25 protein-coding genes, 2 tRNA genes and 1 other annotated feature (1 of these 28 running past the window's edge) are annotated in these 26,026 nt (G+C 37.0%); of the genes, 3 read left to right on the top strand and 24 right to left on the bottom strand.

Going from position 1 to position 26,026, the window contains the following annotated elements; all coding sequences use genetic code 11:
- Nucleotides 1-189, bottom strand: a binding site (T-box leader) (it extends 43 nt beyond the left edge of the window).
- A gap of 135 nt (nucleotides 190-324) precedes the next feature.
- The 8 genes from ysxE to hemA form a co-directional block, all read right to left on the bottom strand.
- Nucleotides 325-1,350 (bottom strand): spore coat protein YsxE, encoded by a 1,026-nt coding sequence (ysxE, locus tag BWGOE10_RS22325; protein WP_070145001.1) that lies wholly within the window; start codon nucleotides 1,348-1,350, stop codon nucleotides 325-327.
- Nucleotides 1,351-1,417: 67 nt separating this feature from the next.
- Nucleotides 1,418-2,425: a stage VI sporulation protein D gene (gene spoVID / locus BWGOE10_RS22330; RefSeq protein ID WP_171903135.1), complete on the bottom strand. Its 1,008-nt coding sequence runs from the start codon at nucleotides 2,423-2,425 to the stop codon at nucleotides 1,418-1,420.
- 79 nt (nucleotides 2,426-2,504) lie between these two features.
- Nucleotides 2,505-3,794, bottom strand: a complete 1,290-nt coding sequence (gene hemL, locus BWGOE10_RS22335) for a glutamate-1-semialdehyde 2,1-aminomutase (RefSeq protein WP_070145003.1) — start codon at nucleotides 3,792-3,794, stop codon at nucleotides 2,505-2,507.
- On the bottom strand, nucleotides 3,794-4,783 hold the full coding sequence (gene hemB / locus BWGOE10_RS22340; RefSeq protein ID WP_070145004.1) for a porphobilinogen synthase: 990 nt from the start codon (nucleotides 4,781-4,783) through the stop codon (nucleotides 3,794-3,796). The genes hemL and hemB overlap by 1 nt, the downstream gene beginning before the upstream one ends.
- Nucleotides 4,784-4,955: 172 nt before the next feature.
- Nucleotides 4,956-5,708, bottom strand: coding sequence for a uroporphyrinogen-III synthase (gene hemD / locus BWGOE10_RS22345; RefSeq protein WP_070145005.1), 753 nt, complete (start codon nucleotides 5,706-5,708; stop codon nucleotides 4,956-4,958).
- A 2-nt stretch (nucleotides 5,709-5,710) separates the two neighbouring features.
- Nucleotides 5,711-6,640: a hydroxymethylbilane synthase gene (gene hemC / locus BWGOE10_RS22350; protein ID WP_070145006.1), complete on the bottom strand. Its 930-nt coding sequence runs from the start codon at nucleotides 6,638-6,640 to the stop codon at nucleotides 5,711-5,713.
- A 15-nt stretch (nucleotides 6,641-6,655) separates the two neighbouring features.
- Entirely contained in the window at nucleotides 6,656-7,489 is an 834-nt protein-coding gene (locus BWGOE10_RS22355) for a cytochrome c biogenesis protein (protein WP_070145007.1), read from the bottom strand.
- A gap of 17 nt (nucleotides 7,490-7,506) precedes the next feature.
- A complete protein-coding gene (gene hemA / locus BWGOE10_RS22360) occupies nucleotides 7,507-8,838 on the bottom strand; it encodes a glutamyl-tRNA reductase (RefSeq protein WP_002034196.1) in 1,332 nt (443 codons plus the stop codon).
- Nucleotides 8,839-9,255: 417 nt separating this feature from the next.
- Between hemA and BWGOE10_RS22365 the strand changes: the two genes are divergently transcribed.
- Nucleotides 9,256-9,708 (top strand): MarR family winged helix-turn-helix transcriptional regulator, encoded by a 453-nt coding sequence (locus BWGOE10_RS22365; protein WP_002015350.1) that lies wholly within the window; start codon nucleotides 9,256-9,258, stop codon nucleotides 9,706-9,708.
- 2 nt (nucleotides 9,709-9,710) lie between these two features.
- Nucleotides 9,711-10,127, top strand: a complete 417-nt coding sequence (locus BWGOE10_RS22370) for an organic hydroperoxide resistance protein (RefSeq protein ID WP_002015349.1) — start codon at nucleotides 9,711-9,713, stop codon at nucleotides 10,125-10,127.
- Nucleotides 10,128-10,162: 35 nt separating this feature from the next.
- On the opposite strand, the gene yihA is transcribed toward BWGOE10_RS22370, so the two are convergent.
- The 8 genes from yihA to BWGOE10_RS22405 form a co-directional block, all read right to left on the bottom strand.
- Nucleotides 10,163-10,759 (bottom strand): ribosome biogenesis GTP-binding protein YihA/YsxC, encoded by a 597-nt coding sequence (yihA, locus tag BWGOE10_RS22375; RefSeq protein ID WP_002088829.1) that lies wholly within the window; start codon nucleotides 10,757-10,759, stop codon nucleotides 10,163-10,165.
- Nucleotides 10,756-13,086, bottom strand: coding sequence for an endopeptidase La (gene lon, locus BWGOE10_RS22380; protein WP_070145008.1), 2,331 nt, complete (start codon nucleotides 13,084-13,086; stop codon nucleotides 10,756-10,758). Before lon ends, yihA begins: the two co-directional genes overlap by 4 nt.
- 184 nt (nucleotides 13,087-13,270) lie before the next feature.
- Entirely contained in the window at nucleotides 13,271-14,941 is a 1,671-nt protein-coding gene (gene lonB, locus BWGOE10_RS22385; protein ID WP_070145009.1) for an ATP-dependent protease LonB, read from the bottom strand.
- A gap of 106 nt (nucleotides 14,942-15,047) precedes the next feature.
- Nucleotides 15,048-16,307: an ATP-dependent protease ATP-binding subunit ClpX gene (clpX, locus tag BWGOE10_RS22390; RefSeq protein WP_070145010.1), complete on the bottom strand. Its 1,260-nt coding sequence runs from the start codon at nucleotides 16,305-16,307 to the stop codon at nucleotides 15,048-15,050.
- 264 nt (nucleotides 16,308-16,571) lie between these two features.
- Nucleotides 16,572-17,849 carry a trigger factor gene (gene tig / locus BWGOE10_RS22395; RefSeq protein WP_002112071.1) on the bottom strand — a complete coding sequence of 426 codons (1,278 nt, stop codon included), beginning with the start codon at nucleotides 17,847-17,849 and terminating at the stop codon, nucleotides 16,572-16,574.
- A 309-nt stretch (nucleotides 17,850-18,158) separates the two neighbouring features.
- Entirely contained in the window at nucleotides 18,159-19,157 is a 999-nt protein-coding gene (locus BWGOE10_RS22400) for a hypothetical protein (protein ID WP_070145011.1), read from the bottom strand.
- A gap of 197 nt (nucleotides 19,158-19,354) precedes the next feature.
- The gene (locus BWGOE10_RS30480) at nucleotides 19,355-19,603 is read right to left on the bottom strand and encodes a hypothetical protein (protein ID WP_081338199.1); all 249 of its coding nucleotides are present in this window, start codon (nucleotides 19,601-19,603) and stop codon (nucleotides 19,355-19,357) included.
- A 284-nt stretch (nucleotides 19,604-19,887) separates the two neighbouring features.
- Entirely contained in the window at nucleotides 19,888-20,301 is a 414-nt protein-coding gene (locus tag BWGOE10_RS22405; protein WP_070145012.1) for a group I intron-associated PD-(D/E)XK endonuclease, read from the bottom strand.
- A 155-nt stretch (nucleotides 20,302-20,456) separates the two neighbouring features.
- On the opposite strand from BWGOE10_RS22405, the gene BWGOE10_RS22410 reads away from it, so the two are divergent.
- Entirely contained in the window at nucleotides 20,457-21,071 is a 615-nt protein-coding gene (locus BWGOE10_RS22410; RefSeq protein ID WP_070145013.1) for a PH domain-containing protein, read from the top strand.
- 50 nt (nucleotides 21,072-21,121) lie between these two features.
- Here BWGOE10_RS22410 and BWGOE10_RS22415 read toward each other — a convergent pair.
- From BWGOE10_RS22415 to gerE, 8 genes are all read right to left on the bottom strand, one after another.
- Nucleotides 21,122-21,195: transfer RNA gene (locus BWGOE10_RS22415), tRNA-Arg, on the bottom strand.
- Nucleotide 21,196: 1 nt separating this feature from the next.
- A tRNA-Gly gene (locus tag BWGOE10_RS22420) sits at nucleotides 21,197-21,270 on the bottom strand.
- A gap of 108 nt (nucleotides 21,271-21,378) precedes the next feature.
- Nucleotides 21,379-21,882 (bottom strand): metallophosphoesterase, encoded by a 504-nt coding sequence (locus BWGOE10_RS22425; protein WP_070145014.1) that lies wholly within the window; start codon nucleotides 21,880-21,882, stop codon nucleotides 21,379-21,381.
- A 13-nt stretch (nucleotides 21,883-21,895) separates the two neighbouring features.
- Nucleotides 21,896-22,504, bottom strand: a complete 609-nt coding sequence (locus BWGOE10_RS22430; protein ID WP_061674627.1) for an XTP/dITP diphosphatase — start codon at nucleotides 22,502-22,504, stop codon at nucleotides 21,896-21,898.
- A gap of 11 nt (nucleotides 22,505-22,515) precedes the next feature.
- The gene (gene rph / locus BWGOE10_RS22435; protein WP_002145515.1) at nucleotides 22,516-23,253 is read right to left on the bottom strand and encodes a ribonuclease PH; all 738 of its coding nucleotides are present in this window, start codon (nucleotides 23,251-23,253) and stop codon (nucleotides 22,516-22,518) included.
- Between the two features lie 131 nt (nucleotides 23,254-23,384).
- Nucleotides 23,385-24,434 carry a GerMN domain-containing protein gene (locus BWGOE10_RS22440; protein WP_070145015.1) on the bottom strand — a complete coding sequence of 350 codons (1,050 nt, stop codon included), beginning with the start codon at nucleotides 24,432-24,434 and terminating at the stop codon, nucleotides 23,385-23,387.
- Nucleotides 24,435-24,564: 130 nt separating this feature from the next.
- Nucleotides 24,565-25,377, bottom strand: coding sequence for a glutamate racemase (racE, locus tag BWGOE10_RS22445; RefSeq protein ID WP_002015338.1), 813 nt, complete (start codon nucleotides 25,375-25,377; stop codon nucleotides 24,565-24,567).
- Nucleotides 25,378-25,758: 381 nt separating this feature from the next.
- On the bottom strand, nucleotides 25,759-25,983 hold the full coding sequence (gene gerE, locus BWGOE10_RS22450) for a spore germination transcription factor GerE (RefSeq protein WP_000659484.1): 225 nt from the start codon (nucleotides 25,981-25,983) through the stop codon (nucleotides 25,759-25,761).
- Nucleotides 25,984-26,026 lie beyond the last annotated feature (43 nt).

The following is a 26,026-nucleotide window of genomic DNA, read 5'->3' on the forward strand; positions in this document are numbered from 1 at the left end:
AAATTCAGAATTTGCTTATACTCTTAATTTGATAACGGACAAATCCGTCTTTTCCTAATGAGAATCATTCCGTTCAGAAAAGATGCTCCAGGGCTACCTTCTAACATAACTATCTAGAGAACCTCCCAGCCAATGGTTCCCCTCTCTGAAGACGTTTCATGTTATACTCTTCCCCTTCAATGCATTTATGTGATTGTTAATTATTATATACAATAGTGTAAAAAACGAAACCTTATTCGTCAAGATAAATTTGAAACTACGGCTTTTATCTCTTTATGGAATTAATAAAAAAAAGATAAGCAGGGTTCTTCCTACTTATCTTCTTTATCCGTTCCCTTGCTGGGCAGCTTGTAATTGCGTAAGGAAATATTCTGTATTGCTAACGAGCCAATGCGATTGCTGCAGGCTTTTCACCCCGCGGAGCTCATTTTCTTCATTACGACTCTTTCTTCTTTTCGTATACGACTGAATTTGCCGAATAAAACGCGACGGATACGTCATATATGCAAACATAAGAAGCTGCTCCTCTTTCGTAAACGGGAAATTTTTTTGATACATTTGATACCATTCAAAGCGGTCACTCCGTGCAATTGGATATGTGTTTAAAGACCGAGAGTAAAAACCTACTATATCTTGCACAGGCGTTGCAAACTGCGATTTTTCTAAACTAATAAAATAGCCGTTTCGCTCATAATCAAATAAGAAATGATTAAGCGATACATTCCCATGAACGAAAGTAGTACGTGTTGTTTCCTTTTCTTTCATCGCATCATGCCATTCATTTAATTGCTTCGTTGCAAACTCACGCGCTCTCATAACATGGTGATAATACGTACAATATTGTAATTCAAACGGAGACATATACCACTTCGCTTCAGATTCTACAAGAAACTCTTCTAACATCTCGCCATCATTTTCCCAACGGTCGGATATATTCGTATAATGTTTTTCTAAATCTTCTTCTGTATACGTCTCCTCTTTCACCGTTTTTTGATGCAACGTCCCGAGCGTTTGAAACATCTTATGGTATTGATCATTATCTTCGCCATTTCCTTCCGCACGTTCTAACCAAGGCATTAAATAATAACTATACGTCCCATCACTTAAAACATAGTTCCCGTCCGTCGCATGATAGATAGGTACATAATTCGAAAAACCTTTCTCCTTCAAATACTGAATATGGTGCAAAAAATTATTCCGCTCTAATTTTCTATCTTGTATTTTCTTTAACGCATACGGACCTTGATTCGTATAAATTTTCATTACACTTCCGTGCTCTTCCATATGCTGAGTGTCCAATCTATATTGCCTCACAATGGGTTCATAGCGATTTCGTAATTCAATATCCATACGAATAACCCTTTCTTATTCAAAACATAGCTTCTAGGAAAAGAGGTGAGTGAAAAAACTCACTCACTTATTTCACCTTTGCTTTTGAGACAGGAATATATATAATTTGCCCTGTAGTTAAATATATATCTTCTGATTGATTTACACGATATAAGTTTTGTACAGTCGTTTCATAACGTTCTGCAACAGATTCAATTGTATCTCCTTCTTGTACGAAGTACATTCTTAACTTCGTAAATTCTTCTTCTGGTTCTTTCGTAAATAATTTCGTTAAATAAAGTGCATTTTCATCTCGCTGTGAATATGCTTCTTCCTCTGGCTCTTCCTGCTTTTTCGCTTTTTCTTTCTTGAAATTTTTTCGCCCGAACAATTCAAATTGTGGCGTCGTTTCTTTCTCCTCTTCACGCTCCACAAGTTCATGTTCTTCTAATTCCTCTTCTTCTATTTCTTGCTCTTTTCTTTCTTCTAGCTGAAACGGTTCAAATGCATAATCTTCCCATCCATCTGATTCTTTATAGGCTGGTACCTCTTCGTGCGGCGCAGGTCTACTTTCATCCTCTTCAGCTGAATCAGCTTCCAACTCGGCATACACCGTCTCTTCCTCTTCATCCTCGGTTCTTTCCTCGTCACATAAGCCTGTAATAGATATATCCGCTAATAGTTGTAAGCAACCATTTTCCTTTAATTCATAATCAAATTCCTCGATTGATACATATAATTCTTCAATTACTTTCACTCGATTTCTTGGAATTGATATTTCAAGCGGAAAGGAATGGACAAGCTCATTAACCCCATCTGCCCTTGTTTCTACATAATCAATTGCCTTCGCTGGTGATAGCTCTCTTAATGAATAAGCTGAATCATCTTGCCTTGCAACGTACTCTCCCGTTAAATCTAATTGCCCTCTCACGATAACTTCATGATCGAGCTCCTCTATCTCAACGTCTGGATCTAACGAAATTGACAAAAGTTCTTCGACTTCCTGTCCCTTTTGGAACCAAACAGATTCTTTTAATGAAAATCGTAATGAATGATCTGTTGCCACTTCTTTTCCCCCTCCCAAACTATATGTCATTACAGATTTATGTTTCCTAAGGCTACTTTATGAATAAAAAAAATCGCTCCCCTAATGGAAAGCGATTTTCTCTAAGAAATTATGCTTTTAATTTTGACATTGCAATTTCGGCCGCCGCAATTGTCGCCTCAATATCTGCATCACTATGTGCTGTTGATAAGAATAAACCTTCAAATTGAGAAGGTGGTAAAAATACACCTTGTTCTACCATTTCACGATAGTAAGCCGCAAAGAATTCTAAGTTTGAAGATTTTGCTGCATCATAATTAATAACCTGTTCATCTGTAAAGAAAATACCAATCATAGAACCTGCACGATTAATGTGATGCGGGATATTATGCTTTTCAGCTGCCTTACGTAGTCCAGCCTCTAACATTTCTGCTTTACGCTCAAATTCCACATATGATTCTGGCGTTAACTGTACTAACGTTTCATAACCTGCTGTCATTGCAAGTGGATTACCCGATAATGTTCCGGCTTGGTAAATCGGTCCGCTTGGTGCAACTTGACGCATAATCTCTGCCTTACCACCGTACGCTCCTACCGGCAAGCCACCACCGATTACTTTACCTAAACAAGTTAAGTCAGGAATTACGCCGTAGTAACCTTGTCCACAATTATAAGCAACACGGAATCCTGTCATTACTTCATCAAAAATAAGTAGTGCACCGTTTTGCTCTGTCACTTCACGAAGTCCTTCTAAAAATCCTGGTTGTGGGGGAACAACACCCATATTCCCTGCCACTGGTTCTACAATTATACAAGCGATGTCATCACCGAATTGTTCGAAAGCATATTTTACACTTTCTAAATCGTTATACGCTACTGTAATCGTATTTTTCGCTACACCTTCTGGTACACCAGGGCTATCTGGTAAACCTAGCGTCGCCACACCCGAACCTGCTTTAATCAATAAAGAATCACCATGGCCGTGATAACAACCAATGAATTTCAAAATTTTGTTACGGCCAGTGTAACCACGAGCTAAACGCAATGCACTCATTGTCGCCTCTGTTCCAGAGTTAACCATACGCACAATCTCAATTGATGGTACACGCTCGATAACAAGCTGCGCTAATTTATTTTCAATTTCTGTTGGTGCACCAAAGCTTGTTCCTTTTTCAGCAACAGCTTTTAAAGCCTCAACAACACGGTCGTTCGCATGACCATGAATTAAAGGTCCCCACGATAATACGTAATCGATGTATTCATTCCCATCGATATCATATACTTTAGAGCCTTTTCCGCGCTCCATAAACAGCGGATTCATACCAACAGACTTAAAGGCACGAACAGGGCTATTTACGCCTCCAGGCATTAAATCTTGAGCCTCTTCAAACGCCGCAATCGACTTATCAAACTTTTTCATTATTTAGCGCCTCCTTCTTGTAACCATCTTGCTGCATCTTTTGCATGATACGTAATAATCAAGTCTGCTCCTGCACGTTTCATGCTAATTAATTTCTCAAGTACAACTTCTTTTTCATTAATCCAACCATTTTGCGCTGCTGCTTTAATCATCGAATATTCACCACTTACGTTATAAGCAACGACTGGTAAGTTAAAGTTATTTTTCACATCACGAACGATATCTAAATAAGAAAGAGCTGGCTTTACAATTAAGAAGTCGGCCCCTTCCATTACATCTGATTCTGCTTCACGGAATGCCTCCATACGGTTTGCTGGGTCCATTTGATATGTTTTACGATCACCAAACTGCGGTGCACCATGTGCTGCATCACGGAACGGTCCGTAAAATGCTGATGAATATTTCACAGCATACGACATAACTGGTACGTGCGCGAAACCATTTTCATCTAATGCATGGCGAATTGCTGTTACAAATCCGTCCATCATGTTAGATGGTGCAATAATGTCCGCCCCTGCTTTCGCTTGACTTACAGCTGTTTTTGCAAGAGCTGCAAGAGACTCATCATTTAAAATAACGCCATCTTCAATAACACCGCAATGACCATGGCTTGTGAATTGACATAAACATGTATCTGCAACTACTACTAGCTCTGGGAACTCATCCTTAATTTGCTTAATTGCACGCTGTACAATTCCATGCTCACAATATGCCGATGATCCAACTTCGTCCTTTTCAGCAGGTAAACCAAATACAATAACAGAACGAATACCTAAATCAACGACCTCTTGCATTTCAGCTTGCAATAAATCTAAAGACATTTGATATACGCCTGGCATAGAAGGAACTTCATTACGAGTATTTTCTCCTTCTAATACAAAAATAGGGTAAATAAAATCTTCTTTATGTAAAAATGTTTCACGCACAAGTGCACGCATGCCCCCGCTTTGTCTTAGACGACGATGACGATTAAATTGTAAAGAATTCATAGATTTCTATCCCCATTCTTTTATTTTATCCCGCATTAACGGGCAGTAAGACCCCCACCTCAAAATTCGGCTGGAGCAAAGAAGTTAGGTGGGAGATCAACTGCCCGTAAACGCCCGATTGGTTCAACTAATAATCAGTGGGGGATGAACAAAACCCCCACTGATTAAAGTTTCACTTTATAGATTCACAAATGCATCGCAGCAATGCTTCTACAGTGTACTCTTTTGGCACAATAACATGTGGAAAATAAAGGAGCGCCTCTTTTTCCGTAATAGGCCCTATACAAGCAATTGTACATTTTTTCGTCCATTCTCTCCAGTTTGTACCCTCAAGTAAACGAACAAAACTATCAACAATTGAAGGGCTCGTAAATGTAATAATATTTACTTCCCCTAATTTCAATGCTGCTATAAGTTCTTGTTTTTTCTCTACATTCACCTTCGTACCATATACGATTAGCTCATCTAGAAAAACACCAAATCCCCTAAGTTTAACCGGGATTACATCTCTTGCTAAATTCCCTTTCGGAAATAAAATACGTTCGTTTCCACTTAATTTTTTTAGAAACTCTTCGGCAAATGCTTCTGCAACAAATGAGGTCGGAACAAAATGAACTTGATAGCCCCTTTTTTCTAACTCTAATTTTGTTTTCACGCCTACCGCAGCGATTTTAATAGTTAATGGTATTTTTGTTTCTAGACCATCTAGAAAAAAAGCTACACCATTTTTACTCGTAAAAATAACCCAGTCATACGAATGTAGTTGCCTTGTTATACGTTGAATTTGCCTATGAGACGTGCCTTCCATACGCAAAAGCGGAATTTCCAATGGAATTCCGCTCCTTTCTTTCACTGCTACACTCATTTGTTTCGCTTGATGCTGGGCACGTGTAATCAATACTATTTTGCCAGCAAGAGCATCCATATTTATTGTTGCTCCTTATTCGCAGCAAGAATGAGCTCTTTTGCTCCTTGTTTAATTAAACGGTCCGCAGCCTCTAATCCTATTTGCTTCGGATCAGTGCCTACTACTATCTCTTTCAATAAAACAGAACCGTCCATAGAACCGACAAGCGCTGTTAATTCGATTGCATCATTTTCTTTAAGAGTTGCATATCCAGCGATTGGAACTTGGCATCCACCTTCAAGTTTATGAAGAAATACTCGTTCAGCAGCCACTGTTTTTTCTGTTACTGCATCATTAATATGCGCTAACAACTGAAGTAAATCCTTATCGTCTTCACGACATTCAATCGCTAATGCACCTTGTCCTACGGCTGGTACACATAACGTTTCATCTAAATGTTCTGTAATAACTTCCCCGTCCCAGCCCATTCTCTGCAATCCAGCTGTCGCTAAAATAATTGCATCGTAATCTTCATCTTTCAACTTACGTAAGCGTGTATCGATATTCCCGCGAATCCATTTCACTTGTAAATCTGGTCTCGCAGCTAGTAGTTGTGCACTACGTCTCAAACTACTCGTTCCTAAGATCGCGCCTTCTGCTAAGTCTTTAAACGATTCTCCGTTTTTAGAAATAAAAGCATCACGGGGATCAACGCGCTTTGGTGTACAACCAATCGTTAATCCATCTGGAAGTACAGCTGGCATATCTTTCATACTATGTACAGCCATATCAATTTCTTTCGTAAGTAACGCGTGTTCAATTTCCTTTACAAATAAACCTTTTCCGCCTACTTTTGAAAGAGTAACATCTAAAATAACATCACCTTTTGTGACGATTTCTTTCACTTCAAATTCATATGGTAAACCAAGCGCTTTTAATTGATCGATAAACCAATTTGTTTGTGTTAATGCTAGTTTACTCTTTCGTGAACCTACAATAATTTTGCGCATAATTCTCTCTCCTCATTATAAATACCAAAAGTGGAAATTAGATAAACTGCTTAATAGAAAAATGTTAACTAGCATTACGAGAAATGCCCCGATATTCCACTGCACAATTTTCTTACCTTGCAACACATCTGCCGCTCTTAAATATAAGCCCACGCAATATGTAAATAGAACGACAAAAGACCCGATTACTTTCGTATCATACCAATGGAAATTATCCAATTTTGTATATCCCCATATGCATCCTAATATAATTGCTAATAAGAAAAACGGAACAGAAAATAAATTTAATCCGTAAGACATAGATTCAAGCTTCGGCAAATTTCCTAATCTTCTTAATCTCGCATTCCATTTTTTCTTTTTTAATAGCCGATATTGCAATAAATACATAATAGAAAAAATAAACGATACAGTAAACGTTGCATAAGAAATAATCGCCATACCGACATGCACGTATACAAGTTCTGAAACTAATTGCTCTGCAAGTACTGGCGACATCTTTCCGAGCGGTGTAAAAATAGAAAAAGCGCTTACGCCAAATGCTACAACATTTGTAAAAAAGACTAAAAAATCAATGCGCATAAATCGATTAATGACTAATGACATCGTAATCAATAACCAAACATAAAAATAAATCCCTGACAATAAAGTTAAAATAGGATTCGTTTCTGAATCTGTAGCCCTCAGCAACATAAAGATAGACTGCAATACCCATACAATCGAAAGTAACCAAAAAGCAAATCGGTTCGCCTTTCGGTTACTTTGAAAATAATCTATAAAATATAAACTAATGCTACAAGCATATAAAATAATTGCAATATGATAAATAATACTGTTATTTAAAAAACTCATCCGATCATCCTTCCAAGTTATAAAGATGGAACGGATGGTGTCCACGCTCTTTTATGTTCTACTTCTTCCGTATTTCCCGCTTCTTCCACTTCTAAATCAAAAATCTTCGCAAATAAAGCTAATTTTTCACCAGCTCCCTCTTCAACAGCTAATTCTTTAGCTACTAAAATTGGGTCTTTTAACAATTGGTTAATAATACTTTTCGTATGTTTACTAATTACTTTTTTCTCACGATCACTAAGGTTTGGTATTTTTCGCTCAAGACTTTCCATCGTATCACTTTGAATTGCTAGCGCTTTATCACGAAGAGCTGATATTAACGGTACAACACCAAGCGTACTTAACCAAGTTTTAAATAAAACCATTTCCTCTTCAATCATAAATTGAATTTTCTCTGCTTCTTTTAAACGTTCAGCACGGTTTGCTTCAACTACACCTTGCAGATCGTCGATATCATATAAGAAAGAGCCTTCTAATTCATCAATCGCAGGATCAATATCACGTGGTACCGCAATATCAACCATAAATAACGGACGACCAGAGCGCATTCTCTCTACTTTTGTCATCATTTCTTTCGTAATGACATATTCTGATGCACCCGTTGAACTAATTAAAATATCCGCTTCTAATAATGCACATTGCAATTCACTTAAAGGCTTTGCATGTCCCATATATTTCTCAGCCATCACTTCCGCTTTCGTAAGCGTCCTATTCATAACTGTTACTTTACGAGCTCCACTTCCGTATAAGTTTTGCAGTGCAAGTTCACCCATCTTACCCGCACCAAGAATAAGTACATGACAATCTGTTAAATCGCCAAATATTTTCTTTCCGAGCTCAACAGCAGCATAACTAACAGACATCGCACTTTCACCAATCGTTGTTTCTGAGTGCGCACGTTTCGCTAATGTAACCACTTGCTTAAACAACTCATTAAAAATTGTACCTGTCGCTTTTACTTGTTGTGCTTCTAAAAAGCTATCTTTTATTTGACCTAAAATTTGCGTCTCTCCAACAACCATAGAATCTAAACCGCACGTTACGCGGAATAAATGATCTATTGCGCCATCTTGTTCAAAAATAGACAAGTATGGTGCGACTTCTTCTATTTCAAGCTGAAACCAATCAGCTAAAAACTTCTTAATGTAATACCGTCCCGTGTGTAATTGATCGACAACAGCGTAAATCTCAGTGCGATTACAAGTTGATACAATGACATTTTCTAGCACGCTCTTTTGGTTTTGTAATGTAGTCATTGCTTGCTCTAGCTCTGCTGCCTGAAATGTGAGTTTCTCACGAAATTCTACAGGGGCTGTTCGATAATTTACACTAACAACAAGAATATGCACGCAGCATGTCCCCCTTCACCCGTTTTATCACTTTATCTACTATCATAATACAACTTTCCTCTTATGAATCTGACAATCGTGTGAACAACTGATTATTTTTTATTTATTCTCCATATGTAATAAAGGAGCTTCAGTAAGATTAATAAAGAACTCTCTACTTTATAATGATTATAAAATAACAACTCTATTTGTACGTTACCAAAAAAAGTCCTCATAATCAAGTGATGGAAACTATTCCATATTAATTATAACATCATCTTTTCTATCTTCTTTCATCATGAAGGAAAATATGTATGATTGTTCCAAAATATAGTACTCACTTTCTCAATGCAATGCATTTGACATTGTATTTCTTTTTCGGTATATTGGTTTTACAACATTAAATTGTACACAATTTAAAAACACAAGGAGTTGCTTATGAAAGAAAATCCTTTGCATCTAGATAACCAACTTTGTTTTTCTATTTACGCTTGTTCTAGAGAGGTTACCCGTTTTTACCGCCCCTATTTAGAAGAAATGGGCATTACGTATCCCCAGTACATTACTTTACTCGTACTCTGGGAACAAGACGGACTAACAGTAAAAGAAATTGGAGAACGTCTATTTTTAGATTCCGGTACTTTAACACCTATGTTAAAACGGATGGAATCATTAAAACTTGTACAACGTGTTCGTTCAAAAGAAGACGAGCGAAAAGTTTGTATTGAATTAACAGAACAAGGTAAAGATTTAAAAGAAATAGCTTGTTCATTACCAACAACGATGGCTACAAATTTAGGAATTACAGAGCAAGAATATCATTCTTTATTAATCCAATTAAACACATTAATTGAAACAATGAAAAAAATTAATGACAGAAAAGGGGAATAAACATGGATAAATTATATACTGCTTCAGTAACAGCAACAGGTGGAAGAAACGGTAAGGTAGTTTCAGATGATGGCATATTAAATCTTGATGTAAAAATGCCAAAAGCACTAGGTGGCGCAGGCGGAGAGGCAACAAATCCAGAACAATTATTTGCAGCTGGTTATGCAGCTTGCTTTGATAGCGCATTGCAACTTGTAATTCGTACAAAACGTATGAAAGTAGAAAGTACAGAAGTGACTGCACACGTTTCTATCGGTAAAGATACAGATGGTGGTTTCGGACTATCTGCTGTGCTTGACGTACATGTTGCTGGTGTTTCTCATGCCGAAGCACAAGAACTTGTAGAAGCCGCTCACGGTGTATGTCCTTACTCTAAAGCAACAAGAGGAAATATTGAAGTTACATTAAACGTACGCTAAAAGTTTAGTAAATAAAAAAAAACGCGCGACATTCGTCACGCGTTTTTTGTTTTTGTCATTTTATGAATTGCTTTCCATGCTTCTTCTTTTCCAAGTCCTGTTTCAGAAGAGAATAGAACGATTTCATCGCCAATTTCAACAGCAAGCGTTTCTTTTACAACTTTTAAATGCTTTTGCCATTTCCCTTTCGGAATTTTATCGGCTTTCGTTGCAATAATAATTGTTGGGATTTCATAATGCTTTAAGAAATCATACATCATAATGTCATCCTTTGTTGGTTGGTGACGTAAATCAACTACTAATACAGCTGCGTCTAATTGCGTACGTGTTGTAAAGTAAGTCTCAATCATTCTGCCCCATGCCGCGCGCTCTGTTTTAGATACTTTCGCATATCCATAACCTGGAACGTCAACAAAATGCATCATTTCATTGATTAAGAAAAAGTTCAGTGTTTGCGTTTTTCCTGGTTTAGAAGAAATACGTACTAACTTTTTACGATTTAAAATTTTATTAATAAAGGAAGACTTCCCGACATTAGAACGACCTGCTAAGGCAATTTCTGGTAAATCACTGTCTGGATATTGTTCCGGCTTAACGGCACTAATTACAATATCTGCTTTTGTTACTTTCATTGTTTCACTCCTACTAATGCGTGCTCCAATACTTCGTCTAAATGAGATGCAAGCACAAACGTAAGGTTTTCTTTTACGCTCTCTGGAATATCATCTAAATCTTTCTCATTTTCCGCCGGTAAAATAATTTTTGTTAATCCCGCGCGGTGAGCACTTAATGTTTTTTCTTTCAAACCACCAATTGGTAATACACGACCACGAAGTGTAATTTCACCTGTCATACCAACTTCTTTACTTACAGGAATACCTGTTAGTGCAGAAATAAGTGCCGTTGCCATCGTAATACCTGCTGACGGTCCATCTTTTGGAACTGCTCCTTCTGGAACATGAATATGAATATCGTTTTTCTCATGGAAATCCGGATCAATATGAAGTTCTTCTGCACGAGAACGAATATAGCTAAACGCGGCTTGTGCGGATTCTTTCATAACATCCCCAAGTTTCCCTGTTAAAATTAATTTCCCTTTTCCTGGCGCTACAGACACTTCAATTGCAAGTGTATCGCCGCCCGCTGCTGTGTAAGCTAAACCTGTTGCCATACCAACTTGGTCTGTTTTTTCAGCTTGACCATAACGGAATATATGCTTACCAAGTAAATCAACAATATTTTTCTCTGTTACAACAATGCGCTTGCGTTCTGCTGTAACGATAATTTTTGCTGCTTTACGACAAACTTTTGCAATTTGACGCTCTAACGTACGAACACCAGCCTCGCGTGTATAATAACGAATAATTTCAAGAAGCGCTTCATCACGCACTTGCAAATTACCTTTTCGCAAACCGTGCTCTTTTAATTGTTTCGGCAATAAATGCTCACGAGCAATGTGCACCTTTTCAAGTTCTGTATAACCAGCAATCGAAATGATTTCCATACGGTCAAGCAATGGGCCCGGAACACTTGCAAGTGTATTAGCAGTTGCAACGAACATAACTTTCGATAAATCATATGGCTCTTCAATGTAATGATCACTGAAGTTATGGTTTTGTTCTGGATCTAACACTTCAAGTAACGCCGCTGATGGGTCTCCCCTGAAATCGTTAGACATTTTATCAATCTCATCTAATAAGAAGACTGGATTAACTGTTTTCGCCTTTTTCATACCTTGAATAATACGTCCTGGCATCGCTCCTACATATGTACGACGGTGACCACGAATTTCAGATTCATCACGCACACCACCAAGAGAAACACGTACAAAATTACGATTTAACGATGTTGCAATAGAACGTGCTAACGAAGTTTTCCCAACCCCAGGAGGTCCTACTAGACAAAGAATTGGTCCTTTTAATGAATTCGTTAACTTCTGTACAGCTAAATATTCAAGTACTCGCTCTTTCACTTTTTCAAGACCGTAATGATCTTTATTTAAAATTTCTTCCGAATGAGCGAGGTCAATCATATCCTCTGTTGCTGTTGTCCATGGGAGAGCTAATAACCAATCAATATAATTACGAATGACACCACTCTCAGCAGAACTTACAGGTAACTTTTCATAACGATCTAATTCTTTCAGTGCAGCCTTCATTGTTTCTTCAGGCATTCCCGACTGTTCAATTTTCTCACGAAGTTCTTCAACTTCCCCGCCCTTGCCTTCTTTATCACCAAGTTCAGTTTGAATCGCCTTCATTTGCTCACGTAAGAAATATTCTTTTTGCGTGCGCTCCATTGAACGTTTCACTTTTTGTCCAATTTTCTTTTCTAGGCTAAGTAACTCTTGTTCATCTTGAATAATTGAAATAAGTGTATGTAGTCGTTCTTTCACAGATACAATCTCTAAAATCTCTTGTTTCTGCTTCGTTTTAATCGGTAAGTGAGAAGCAATTAAATCAGCTAGTCTTCCGGGTTCTTCTACATCAGCTACCGTTGCAAATGTTTCATTTGAAACTTTTTTCGAAACTTTAATATATTGTTCGAAATGCTCCAGTAACGTACGCATAAGAGCCTTCTCTTCTAAATCATCTTCCACTTCTTCAGTTACCGTTCTAATAGAAACTTGTACTACATTTTCTTCTTCGATAAACTCTACTACTTCTGCTCTATGTAAACCTTCTACAAGGACACGAAGCGTACCGTTCGGCAATTTTAACATTTGCTTCACTTTCGCCACTGTACCTACACTATATATGTCATCTTCTTTCGGATCGTCGATATTCATTTCTTTTTGCATTGCTAAAAAGATGATATTTTCATCCATTGCCGCCTGCTCTAGTGCTTGTATCGATTTATCACGTCCTACATCAAGATGCAGAACCATCGTTGGATATACGAGAATGCCTCTTAATGGTAGGAGGGGCACAATTCTTTCATTCGTATTCATACTAGACATAGCACCTCCATAATAAATTAAACTCCTGTTCAACTATTTTATATTACAATACATCTAGATGCAATTGCAGAGATTCTTCGCAATTGTAAATCCCCTGTTTATTTGTGCCTCACGAAAAGAAAAAAGACTCCGCTTAAGCATACAAACTTAAACGAAGTCTGGCAAATTTTATTATTGTATATTCTCACATTGATTGTGCATCTGTTTCGTCCAAAGCAGTATGTGCATCAAGCTCACGATGCATATTTTCCTGCATAAATGTTAATTCAAATACTTCTTTTAATTTGCGAACAGGAATGATCTCAATTCCCTTTATTGTATACAGAAATGGTTGCATGTTTTCAGCCGGAATGATGACTTTCTTAGCTCCCGCTTTTTTCGCAGCTTTTATTTTTGCGTACACACCACCAATAGGCTTCACTTCTCCGTGGATACTTATCTCACCTGTCATCGCTACTTCATTATTCACATACGTACGATGCACGGCTGAATAGACACCTGTTGCCATAGCAATCCCTGCTGAAGGGCCATCAATCGGGATACCACCAGGAAAATTAATATGTATATCATACCCTTCTGGCAACACATCTAGAGAACGAAGAACCGTCAACACATTATCAACAGAACCTTTCGCCATACTTTTACGGCGGATTGATTTCGTTTGACTACCAATACTTTCCTCTTCTACAATTCCAGTTACATTTACTGAACCTTTATCTTTCGCAGGAATAGCTGTTACCTCAATTTCTAATAACGCACCTGTATTCGGCCCATATACAGCAAGCCCGTTCACAAGACCGATTCTCGGAATTGGATAAATACGTTTTTCGTACTTTGGTGTAAGCTGACTAGAATGAACAACCCACTCAATATCTTCATCTTTAATGAAAGGTCGTTCTTCATTTATCGCCATACCAGTAGAAATTTGCACGAGATTAATTGCTTCTCGTCCATTTCTTGCATACATTCCAATCATTTCGATACCGTTCTCACCTACTTGCATTTCCACTTTGTCAGCTGCATTTTTCGCTACTTTTTGAATTTCTTCTGTATCTAACTCACGGAAGAACACTTCTAAACAACGCGACCTAATTGCAGGAGGAATTTCCTCTGGTGAACGTGTCGTTGCACCAACTAAGCGAAAATCTGCAGGTAAACCTTTTTGAAAAATATCATGTATATACGTTGGAATCATCGAATTTTCTTCACTATAATACGCACTTTCCAAAAACACTTTCCGATCTTCTAACACCTTTAGCATTTTATTCATTTGAATTGGATGTAATTCACCAATCTCATCAATGAACAAAATACCACCATGCGCATCTGTTACAGCCCCTTTTTTCGGTTGCGGGATACCCGCTTGCCCCATTGCACCTGCTCCTTGATAAATAGGATCATGCACTGAACCAATTAATGGATCCGCAATACCACGCTCATCAAACCTAGCTGTCGTTGCATCAAGTTCGATAAATGTTGCATTTGTACGAAATGGAGATTTCGGATTTCGTTTCGCTTCTTCTAATACAAGGCGTGCTGCCGCTGTCTTTCCGACACCTGGCGGACCGTATATGATCACATGTTGCGGATTAGGACCACAAAGAGCCGCTTTTAACGACTTAATCCCGTCTTCTTGCCCTACAATATCTATAAAGGATGTAGGACGTACCTTTTCCGCAAGCGGCTCTGTTAAAGAAACCTCACGCATTTTACGAAGCTGCTCTAATTCTTTTTTCGATTCTCGATCAATTGAAACTTTTTGTGTTCGCTGATTTCGAAGTAAATGCCAAAAATACAATCCGACAATTACGCCAAAAACAAGTTGAACAAGTAAAAATATATTTGTCCAGCTCATAATTCATTTCCTCCCGCTATGTTTTACCTTTTAGTATTTCCTGGGAGGAATAGTGCTAAACATAAAGAAAAACAGCAATTATAAAAATTGCTGTTTCTTCTTCGCATTATGCAGATGTTTTTGTATCAAGTACAGTACCGTCTTGTAACACCAATTTCGGGGGTTCATTATCAGCTACTGTTTCTTTCGTAAGAATACACTTCTCGATATCTTTGCGAGATGGAAGTTCGAACATTACATCAAGCATCAAGCCTTCAATAATAGAACGAAGTCCACGAGCACCTGTTTTACGTTCAATTGCTTTTTTCGCAATCTCAACTAGTGCACCTTCTTCAAACTCTAACTCAACATCGTCAAGCTCCAATAATTTTTGGAATTGCTTAACAAGTGCATTTTTCGGTTTAGTTAAAATATCTACAAGAGCACCTTCATCAAGCGGCTCTAGGTTCGCAATAACTGGAAGACGACCGATAAACTCCGGAATTAAACCGAATCTTAAAAGATCCTCTGGTAAAACGTGAGATAAAACATGCTTCTCATTTACATCAGCATTTTTCTTCTCAGCACCAAATCCAATTACTTTCTCACCAAGGCGACGTTTAATAATAGGCTCGATGCCATCAAACGCTCCACCACAAATGAATAGGATGTTCGTTGTATCAATTTGAATAAACTCTTGATGCGGGTGCTTACGACCACCTTGAGGTGGAACGCTTGCTACAGTACCTTCTAAAATTTTCAGAAGTGCCTGCTGTACGCCTTCACCAGATACATCACGTGTAATTGATGGATTTTCGGACTTACGTGCCACTTTATCAATCTCATCAATATAAATGATTCCTTTTTCCGCTTTCTCTACATCATAATCAGCTGCTTGGATTAATTTTAGTAAGATGTTTTCTACATCTTCCCCTACATATCCAGCTTCTGTTAAAGATGTTGCGTCCGCGATCGCAAATGGAACATTTAAAATACGCGCTAATGTTTGTGCCAATAATGTTTTACCACTACCAGTTGGCCCAATAAGTGAAATATTACTCTTCGCCAATTCTACATCATCAATTTTGCTGTTAGAATTAATGCGTTTGTAATGGTTATATACCGCTACCGCTAGTGCTTTTTTCGCGTTATCTTGTCCGATGACATACTCATCTAAGATTTCACGAATTTCTACCGGTTTCGGTACATCTTTGAATTCTACTTCTTCGTCCTTCGCAAGCTCCTCTTGTACAATTTCAGTACAAAGCTCGATACACTCGTCACAAATGTAAACACCTGGACCTGCAACTAGCTTTCGAACTTGCGTTTGTGTTTTACCACAGAAAGAACATTTTAATTGACCTTTTTCATCATTAAATTTAAACATATTTTCACACCCCTTACAAAGTGCTAATCTCTTGCCTTCGTATGTACACGATAAATGTATCGTATGTAAATACATATTATGTCACTACGTGGCGAGAAATACAAATAATATGACTAGTTATGTACAAATAAAAAAATTTTTAAACTTTTGAAATATGTATATTCGACTTACAAAGGAACTTTTCCTTCTTCATCGAAAAGTTTTATAAATATATTTCTATATTTATAAAACAAGGCACGATTAAAATCGCGCCTTGTTATTTTATTATGCAGCGTTGTCTACTAAGAAGTCTACAGCTTTACGCACTTTAAGATCTTCAGATAAAGCGTCTACGCTTCCAAGAGCTTGCTTGATAGCGTCTACTGGCATACCGTACATTTCAGCCATTTTTTCAACTTCTGCAGTTACTTCTTCTTCAGTAACTTCGATGTTTTCAGCTTCAATGATAGCTTCAAGAACAAGATTGATTCTTACACGTTTTTGTGCATCCTCTTTCATTTGCTCTTTTAATTTGTCAGCGTCAGTACCTGTGAATTGGTAGTAAAGCTCCAGGTTCATACCTTGTTGGCTTAAACGTTGCTCGAATTCACGAACCATACGATCTAACTCAGTGTCGATCATAGCTTCTGGAATGTCGATTTCAGCGTTAGCAGCAGCTAATTCTACTACTTCGTCACGTACTTTGTGCTCAGCTTCGTGCTTTTTGCCTTCTTCTAAGTTTGTACGAAGTTTTGTTTTTAATTCATCAAGAGTTGCAACTTCTTCGTCAGCATCTTTAGCGAACTCGTCGTTTAACTCAGGAAGTTCTTTTGTTTTGATTTCATGAATTGTTACTTTGAATGTTGCTGGTTTACCAGCTAATTCAGCAGCATGGTACTCTTCTGGGAATGATACTTCAACTTCTTTAGAATCACCAGATTTAAGACCAATTACTTGCTCTTCGAAACCTGGGATGAAAGTACCAGAACCGATTGCAAGAGAATAGTTTTCGCCTTTTCCGCCTTCAAATGCTTCGCCATCAACGAAACCCTCGAAGTCGATTACAGCTGTATCACCATCTGCAACAGTTCCTTCTTCTTTAACAACTAGTTCAGCTTGACGCTCTTGTAAAGCTTTTACTTCGTTCTCTACATCCTCGTCAGTTACAGTTGTTTCAACTTTTTCTACTGCTAAACCTTTGTAATCACCTAATTTAACTTCAGGTTTTACAGTAACTTTTGCAGTGAAAATTAAGTTTTGGCCTTTTTCGAATTTCTCGATGTCAATCTCAGGATGAGCAACTGGGAAGATACCAGCTTCATCGATTGCTTCACCGTATGCTTTTGGTAAGATGATATCTAAAGCATCTTGGTATAAAGATTCAATACCAAAGCGTTGTTCGAATAATGGACGAGGCATTTTTCCTTTACGGAAACCTGGTACATTAATTGTTTTTACTACTTTTTTGAATGCAGCGTCGATAGAGTTATTTACTTCTTTAGCGTCAACTTCGATTGTTAAAACGCCAACGTTACCTTCTAATTTTTCCCATTTTGTAGACATTTATTCTTTCCCTCCAACTATAATAATGTATGCACATACCTCTATAGATTAAGATTTTTATTATCTCTTTTTTGAAATAACAAATGTACAAATAATCCTCTAGCAAAAGCTTTCAGATGCAATGTTCCAATCTACTAATTGTCTAAAAGACAACTACGGTATATTTTGTTCGAGACTAATATGAAACATATTAAGTAAGAGAATTATACTCCTCTTCTCTTACAAACAGACAGATTTCTGCCTTTTGCAACCCTTACATTATAACATAGAATGTGCTCGTTTCAATAACTGAACGATTCTTTTTCATAATTATACGGGCAAATACCCTTCTCTTTCAATGCGTAATAACCATTGATAGGCAATATGAAATTCCTCAAACTCAATATTGTACGCGGTCATAAGTTCTTCATCATCAATAGCCAATCCGAAACGCTTTCTTCCAATTCTCTCTAAGACGGCAGCCCAAATTTCTACTTTATCCATTAATAGAGGGAATGGGAAAATGCTAATTTGTAATTCTTTCCAGTATGTAACCATTGTACTAAATATATCTGGATAATTTTGCTCTAATCGGTTTGAGAATTTATGTATAATTTTATCGGATTGCTCCTCATTATGACCTGTAAATGCTGGAATCACCTTTATCGTATTTCCAAACTTCTCTACTTCAATCTCTTCTTCTATTTGATTTTCTACCATTTTATACAAAATAGAAGTTTTTAAATAAGGGTGCTGATCTTCGTCTATTAAAAATTTCTTTAAAGTAGGAAGTGCGAGATCCAGGTCTTTTAACGAAAGTTTCTGGATCACTCTTAGCTTGTGACCAAAGTTTTCTCCAAAAAGCCCATCGGTAAATTCTTCTAATTCAAAATTCGAATCCACTAGCGGTATACCTTCTTCATTCAGCATCCCTTGTGCAAATAAAGCAAGCTGCGCCAATTTTTCCCTTTGCTCTGGAATTATATCTTTCGTTTGCAAAACTTCCTCAACAGTTTCGATGACACCTTCATAATCATTTGTTTGAACTAAAATAGTTACATACGTTTCAAGAATATCACCAAATAATACAGCTCCTGTTTCAAGCAACTGCTCACATTTTTCTTTCGCTTCTTCCATACGTTTTAATTCTAGCAAACAAATAACGGAAGCTAATTCTGTTTGTTCCGTTTCTGCATTATACTGACGTAATATTTCAAAGCAGCGCAATGCATCTTCGAATTCCCGCTCTTTCAACGCTAAAAAACCTTTATCAATATAGCGTTCTGATAGTTGCGGAAACAATACGACCGTATTTTCTTTTTTATCCATACGTCCGCCTCTTTTTCTAGATTTTAATGATCTTCCAAGTAAATATATCAAATGCGTAATGAGAACACAACATTCCAAAATTATTTATTTGAAATATAGGAATATTCGATTTTTATAACAAAAAAGCAACAAACCTTTAAATAAAATTCATTTTTCACAAACAAAAACCCTCAGCAACAGACGCAGAGGATTCATCATTAATGGAAAGCTTTTATAATTGTGGGGTATATAACAAGGGTAATAATTTGGAGAACAATAATTGCCATAACAATCATGCTAAAATAGAAGATTGGCTTACTTCGCTTCATTAAAAACATAATAATAAGTATCGTACAAGCAAACAAACTTAAAAAGAACAAACTTGTTGTCGAACTAAGTATACCACTCGGGACAAAGAACAATAAAACTACACTACAAGTACCTATAATTCCAAATAACCATTCCATTCATTCACTCATTCCCTTTCCCTCTCATGGCAGTTTTTTCTACGCTACTAAATGTTTTACAACATCAATTACATATGTTAACTTTTCATACGCCACAAACCCAAAGGCTACTGTTAAACCCGTTACGATTAATCCTTTCATCATCTCTTCCTCCTCATTTATCGTTGTTATCTTCATTATAGAGGATTAGTAATTTGTTACCATCGAACTTCCTTACACTTACCTTACAGAATTGTAAGATTTCAAAACAAATAAAAAAACACCTCATGTAACTAGAGGTGACTTTATGGAATTTCTCTATAATCACTAGCGAAATTAACTTTTTTCTCTTGGTTATTTTTCGGAGAATCCACTCTTAAACTAATGGATTTATTAAATAATTTAGGATCGAAATAATAACATAAATCAGTTTGAGGACAATATATGCAATACACATCTATTTCTTCTTTATTCACTTCTTTTGTGGCGACTCCATTTGCCATAGAATAACTAGAACGGAATCTCACTTCAAGAATTCCCCTCGAATTCAATTCTCTATATTTCACTTGTATCCTCTTAAACACTCCATCTTTATACACTACAAGATCAAACGGAGAATGTTCTGTTTGCGGTGTTAAAATCATATATCCTTTTTCATACAAATCAACTTGAGCTTTTAAAACCGCCAAATCTCCCTTTGTTTTTGTATGGTGGTGCACTTTTACTCAACACCTTTTTACATATTTTCAAAATAATATTCGTTACTTTTCTTAACTTACCTTCAAATATTTTCGAATTACAAGAAAACAATTTATTGAAATCATGTTAAAATATTTTTGTACAATTAAGATTTTTTTTACAAGGGGGATTATATATGTTCAAAAAAGTAGCTGCTGATGTTTTAGGTTTAAGCGATGTAGGTTCTGTTATTACACCGAAAGATTACGATAAAGTCGATGCTGATGATTACGTGATGCATGAAGATGGAGAAAAAATTTACTTTCTAATTAAATCCAAATCAGATGAATATTGCTTCACAAACAAAGGGTTAATTCACTTAGATGGTAAAAGCGCAACAAGCAAAAAACGTACACTACGCCGCTTTAGTTATAGTAAGTATCAAATTAAAAACGTAGCACTTGAAACTGCAGGTACAATTGATTTAGATGTAGAAATTAAGTTTCAAATGGGAGATGAGTATTACTCAATTGATGTTCATAAAAAACATATTGAAGAATTAAAAGATTTATATAAGGCTTTACTTAAAATCGAAGAAATTTCATACGACAACGATATTACATTGCAGTATGCACATAAAAGTCTAGATATGGCATCTAACGCTTTCAGCCGTATTTCAAACGCACAAGTAAATTTAGCAGAACAATTTAAAGAGATAAACGAGATCGCTTTTAATTGGCTCGTTGATACAAAGAAACAATATAACGTGAAAGATTACGGTTTTGTCTTTGAAAAATTTATTAATAACTAATTTAAGACAAACAAAAAACCTTGTATCAAAAGATAACAAGGTTTTTTTAGCGTCCCAGGAGAGATTCGAACTCCCGACCGTACGCTTAGAAGGCGTATGCTCTATCCGGCTGAGCTACTGGGACATGGAGCGGGTGAAGAGAATCGAACTCTCGACCAGAGCTTGGAAGGCTCTTGTTTTACCACTAAACTACACCCGCATATGTTATTTTATTTTTCATCGTTAGCGCCGTTGCCCTATCGACAATATTTATTATATTCATAACGACTTATAAAGTCAACACTTTTTTAAAAGAGGATAATTTTCCTTATCCTCTTTTAAAAATTGCTTGTTCCACCAGCTGTCCGTCTAATGTTTCAAAACGAACTTCTATATGATTTTCATCCATTTCTAATAAAGCGAAAGTTTTTTCCACACGAGAGCGTGGGAGCAAAATACTTCCTGGATTAATAAATAAAATCCCATCAATTAATTCTGCCCCTAATACATGAGAATGTCCAAAGCATGCTACTTGCGCTCCTACTTCTTCTGCATGATACGCTAACGTTTGTAACGTCATTTTTACATTATGACGATGACCGTGTACAACTAAGAAACGAATTCCATCTACATCAGTTACAATTTCATCTTGAAAGTTAGCATAATCACAATTCCCTTTTACAACATGGAAACCTTGCAGCTCTTCGTGAGCAGGCGTTAGCTCTGAATCACCACAATGAATCATGACATCTACTTTCCCTTCGTAATTCTCTTTTAACTGCTGTAATTCCTTCACAGAGCTATGACTATCGCTTACGATTAAAGCTTTCATCAATCTCTCTCCCTTATTCTTCTAAAAACCATTCTGGGATTTTTTCTTCTAATTTACGAAGAGCACGCCCGCGGTGACTAATCGCATTTTTCTCATCTGAGCTTAGCTCCGCCATCGCTTTTTTATATTCTTCTACATAAAAAATCGGATCGTATCCAAAACCATTTTCCCCGCGGCGCTGTTCTAAGATTTTTCCTTCGCACGTTCCGTTTACAATAACCGGCTCTTTATCAGCTTCAGGGAAAGCAACTGCTAGCGCACAGTAAAAACGAGCTGTACGTTTTTCTAAATCGACGTCGGTTAACCCTTGTAACACCTTATCTATATTCGCCTGATCATCTTTCGGCTCTCCAGCAAAACGAGCTGAATATACACCTGGTTTCCCGTTTAAGGCATCTACAATAAGACCAGAGTCATCCGCAATTACGATGGAATTCAACTGTCTACTAAGACTGTCCGCTTTTAAAATTGCGTTTTCTTCAAATGTTTCACCAGTTTCTTCGACTTCTTCAATATGAGGAAAATCGTGTAAAGATTTCACTTCTAAGTCAAATCTCTCAAATAACTCAGCAAACTCACGTACTTTCCCAAGATTTTTCGTCGCTACAACAACTTGCTTCATATTTTCCACCTCTACTCTATATGAGATACGATGTCACCTAACGCTTCTTTTTGCTTTTCAACAAGTTGGAAAATCCCTTGTTCAGCAGCATCAAGTAGTTCATTTAATTCAGCTCTGCTAAACGTCGCTTCTTCTCCAGTTCCTTGTACTTCAACAAACTGACCTTTTCCAGTCATAATAACGTTCATATCAACGTCTGCTTTAGAATCCTCAGCATAATTTAAATCTAAAACGACACCTTGTTCTTCAACAATGCCTACTGACGTTGCTGCTAAATAATCTTTCACCGGAATTTTAGATACTTTGTCTGCTTGCAATAATTTTTCAAAAGCTAATACCATCGCTACATAAGCACCTGTAATTGAAGCTGTTCTCGTTCCGCCATCCGCTTGAATTACATCACAGTCAATCCAAACCGTTCTTTCGCCAAGCGCTTCTAAATCAACAACCGCACGTAATGCTCGTCCAATTAAACGCTGGATTTCCATTGTGCGCCCTGTTACTTTCCCTTTACTTGATTCCCTTATTGTACGTTGCTCTGTCGCACGTGGAATCATTGAGTATTCTGCTGTTACCCATCCTTTTCCTTCTCCGCGCATAAACGGCGGTACACGCTCTTCAATTGTCGCTGAACAAATTACCTTTGTATCCCCAACTTCAATTAGTACCGATCCCTCTGGATGTTTTAAATAATTTGTATGAATATGTATATGGCGTAGCTCTGCTTTTCCTCTACCATCTACTCGCATAAAAATAACCCCCTCATAACTACTCTTATTAGTATAGCCAAATTTAAATGTACGATATGTATAACAATAAAAGAAGGGGAACTCAAAAAGCAATTCCCCTTTCTTACATAAGTATATCAAATTATTCGCGATTAAAAACTACCTGTATTCACGTTTTGTGGACGATCAACAGGTTTTGTTAACTTTTCACCTTTCTCATCCATAAGATTTGCTTTCCCATTCACTTCAATAGAAACATTTTTCACACCTTGTTTTTCCGTTAAAGATAAGACTAACGATTTCAACACATAATTTGAAATCATATTTTTGTCTGGGTTCACAAATATATTTTCATTAAAGTTTAATGTAATATTTCCGTCCTGCACTTTCGGATTCGTAATAAGCTTAGCTCCTGGATTAAAATCATTTAGTAGCGATCCTTGAATCGGACCCTTTACAAGCTCATCCACAATTGTCGCGTAATCATTTTCTGTTCCTTCTGCAACGCGCCGTGTTACCGGTACGTAATATTGCTGCTTATTATTATTTTGCGCCATAAAGTAAAGTGTAACCGGTTTTGTATGCGTTACATCTGCTACTTGTTCATCATCAAAGTTAATTCCATTCGCACGACTTACACCTTCACCAATCGGTGTACCCGCAACAGGCATCTTCGCTAACTTTTCACCATTTATTTGGAACTGCACTTGTTTTATTTCTGTGAATTGAGTCAAAGTCCACGCTACTGATTCAACAATTTGACGCTCTTCTTCTTTTGAATAATTTTTCATTTCTTTAGAGAAATCAATTACTGCTGTCCCGCCTTTTTTCAAATTCAAGGTCATCGTCGTATTCGCTGGAAGGACTGCTCGAAATCCATTCGGCAATAAATTTGTGACTGGTCCATCTTTCACAAGATACTCTAACGTTTGCTGTACAACTTCATTCGCTTTCGGAGTAGGCATTGCAATAGTTTGCGGTACGACATATCCATTTTTATCAACGAGGTATAACTCTCTATTTACTGTTTGTCCTTGTTTATCTTTTTTAGCTGTTTCTTTCTTTTCACCTTCTGTATACGTAACTTTTTTCGGTGGATCAATTTGTTCTGTCGCTTTCTCTTGATTTAATAAGCCACACCCTGATAATAAAATCACACTCACAGTAGCACCAACAACCCATTTAAAAGTGGATTTAGGCATGCCATTCCCCCCTAAAATCTAAGTTTGTACTATTATGTATACGAGCTGTTTCATGTTTTAGAACAAGCTATGGCTACTTATACAGAAAAAACCCCTGATTTCTCAGGGGTTCTCTTATATGAATCTACTATTATTCTGTTTCTAAATTAATATGCTTCACGTTTTCAATCGGCTGACCGAACCATTTTGATGCAATTTCTTTAAATAAGCCTATTTTACCAGTTGTTAAGAAGAGGTGGTCACTTTGTTCTTCTCCCTCATTTAACATCTTACTATGGTATAAAATCGTACTTACCTCACGAGCTGTTTCATCACCCGAACTAATTAATTGCACTTGATCTCCCATTACCTTTTTTATAACAGGACCTAAAATCGGATAATGTGTACACCCTAAAATAAGCGTATCAATATCAGTACTTTTCAACGGTTGCAATGTTTCTCTTACAACTTCATACGCCATTTCACTTTCAAAATTTCCGCTCTCTACAAGCTCAACGAAAGGTGGACACGCTAAGCTTTCTACCATAACACGGTTATTAATAGACTTTAGCGCCTCTTCATAGGCACCACTTTTTACTGTTCCAATCGTTCCAATAATCCCAACATGATACGTATTTGTCACTTTTAAAGCTGTACGTGACCCTGGATGAATAACTCCAACTACTGGAATTGGCAACTGTTTCTGCATTTCTTCCAACACAACCGCAGTTGCTGTATTACACGCAATAACTAACATTTTGATATTTAAATCTAATAAATGCTCTGTCATTTCCCACGTAAATTGACGCACTTCTTCACGAGAACGCGGGCCATAAGGGCAACGTGCTGTATCTCCTAAATATATAATACGCTCTTTCGGCAACTGACGAATTAATTCCTTCGCTACTGTTAAACCGCCCACTCCTGAATCAATAACACCGATCGCTCTATTCAACTTAATCACCCGTTTTCTCATTCATCATCTTATTTTATCATTATATTTTACACACTTTAAGTTCGCTAACTTAAAATGCCCCTGTATAAAATTTTTCATTTGTACCTGTATAGACCAGGACCTTTTTTTATTTTGCTCCTTTTTTTCATAATTTGCAAGACAGAAAAATAACCGACCTTCTATATGAAAGTCAGTTTCTTCTATATAAAGTGCCCATTCAAAATAAAACTCCCGCTACCTTTATTAATAGCGGGAGTTTTATTTCTATATTTTACTTATCGCGTTCTTTATAGACTTACCTATTTATATATGAAACATTCTTATCATTCATATGGAGCATGAAACAAACAGAAAAATAGCCGACTCTTTGTATAAAAGTCGGCTGCTTTCTTATAGTTCGAGCTCTCCCATGCGAAGAAGCTCAACAACTGCTTGTGAACGTCCTTTAACCCCTAGCTTTTGCATTGCGTTAGATATGTGATTACGTACTGTTTTTTCACTTATAAAAAGTTCACCTGCAATTTCCTTCGTCGTTTTATCTTGAACGAGTAATTCAAACACTTCTCTTTCTCTCTTTGTGAGTAAAGGTTTAGATTGATACGCTTTTTCCTTCAACTGGTATAACCCTCCTTGCTTAAGCCAGAGCTGTATATGTGTA

The organism is Bacillus mycoides (genome assembly GCF_001757995.1).
Classification (GTDB): Bacteria; Bacillota; Bacilli; order Bacillales; family Bacillaceae_G; genus Bacillus_A; species Bacillus_A mycoides_B.

Coding starts and splice junctions, on each gene's coding strand:
- rph (WP_002145515.1), bottom strand. CDS start 23,253: ATGCGAGTAGATGGTAGAGGAAAAGCAGAGCTACGCCATATACATATT.
- hemD (WP_070145005.1), bottom strand. CDS start 5,708: ATGGATGCTCTTGCTGGCAAAATAGTATTGATTACACGTGCCCAGCAT.
- spoVID (WP_171903135.1), bottom strand. CDS start 2,425: ATGACATATAGTTTGGGAGGGGGAAAAGAAGTGGCAACAGATCATTCA.
- BWGOE10_RS22355 (WP_070145007.1), bottom strand. CDS start 7,489: ATGAGTTTTTTAAATAACAGTATTATTTATCATATTGCAATTATTTTA.
- BWGOE10_RS22370 (WP_002015349.1), top strand. CDS start 9,711: ATGGATAAATTATATACTGCTTCAGTAACAGCAACAGGTGGAAGAAAC.
- BWGOE10_RS22410 (WP_070145013.1), top strand. CDS start 20,457: ATGTTCAAAAAAGTAGCTGCTGATGTTTTAGGTTTAAGCGATGTAGGT.
- BWGOE10_RS22425 (WP_070145014.1), bottom strand. CDS start 21,882: ATGAAAGCTTTAATCGTAAGCGATAGTCATAGCTCTGTGAAGGAATTA.
- hemB (WP_070145004.1), bottom strand. CDS start 4,783: ATGAATTCTTTACAATTTAATCGTCATCGTCGTCTAAGACAAAGCGGG.
- lonB (WP_070145009.1), bottom strand. CDS start 14,941: ATGAGCTGGACAAATATATTTTTACTTGTTCAACTTGTTTTTGGCGTA.
- BWGOE10_RS22440 (WP_070145015.1), bottom strand. CDS start 24,434: ATGCCTAAATCCACTTTTAAATGGGTTGTTGGTGCTACTGTGAGTGTG.
- BWGOE10_RS30480 (WP_081338199.1), bottom strand. CDS start 19,603: ATGGAATGGTTATTTGGAATTATAGGTACTTGTAGTGTAGTTTTATTG.
- BWGOE10_RS22430 (WP_061674627.1), bottom strand. CDS start 22,504: ATGAAGCAAGTTGTTGTAGCGACGAAAAATCTTGGGAAAGTACGTGAG.
- BWGOE10_RS22365 (WP_002015350.1), top strand. CDS start 9,256: ATGAAAGAAAATCCTTTGCATCTAGATAACCAACTTTGTTTTTCTATT.
- ysxE (WP_070145001.1), bottom strand. CDS start 1,350: ATGGATATTGAATTACGAAATCGCTATGAACCCATTGTGAGGCAATAT.
- lon (WP_070145008.1), bottom strand. CDS start 13,086: ATGTCTAGTATGAATACGAATGAAAGAATTGTGCCCCTCCTACCATTA.
- hemL (WP_070145003.1), bottom strand. CDS start 3,794: ATGAAAAAGTTTGATAAGTCGATTGCGGCGTTTGAAGAGGCTCAAGAT.
- hemC (WP_070145006.1), bottom strand. CDS start 6,640: ATGCGCAAAATTATTGTAGGTTCACGAAAGAGTAAACTAGCATTAACA.
- yihA (WP_002088829.1), bottom strand. CDS start 10,759: ATGAAAGTAACAAAAGCAGATATTGTAATTAGTGCCGTTAAGCCGGAA.
- BWGOE10_RS22400 (WP_070145011.1), bottom strand. CDS start 19,157: ATGGATAAAAAAGAAAATACGGTCGTATTGTTTCCGCAACTATCAGAA.
- clpX (WP_070145010.1), bottom strand. CDS start 16,307: ATGTTTAAATTTAATGATGAAAAAGGTCAATTAAAATGTTCTTTCTGT.
- tig (WP_002112071.1), bottom strand. CDS start 17,849: ATGTCTACAAAATGGGAAAAATTAGAAGGTAACGTTGGCGTTTTAACA.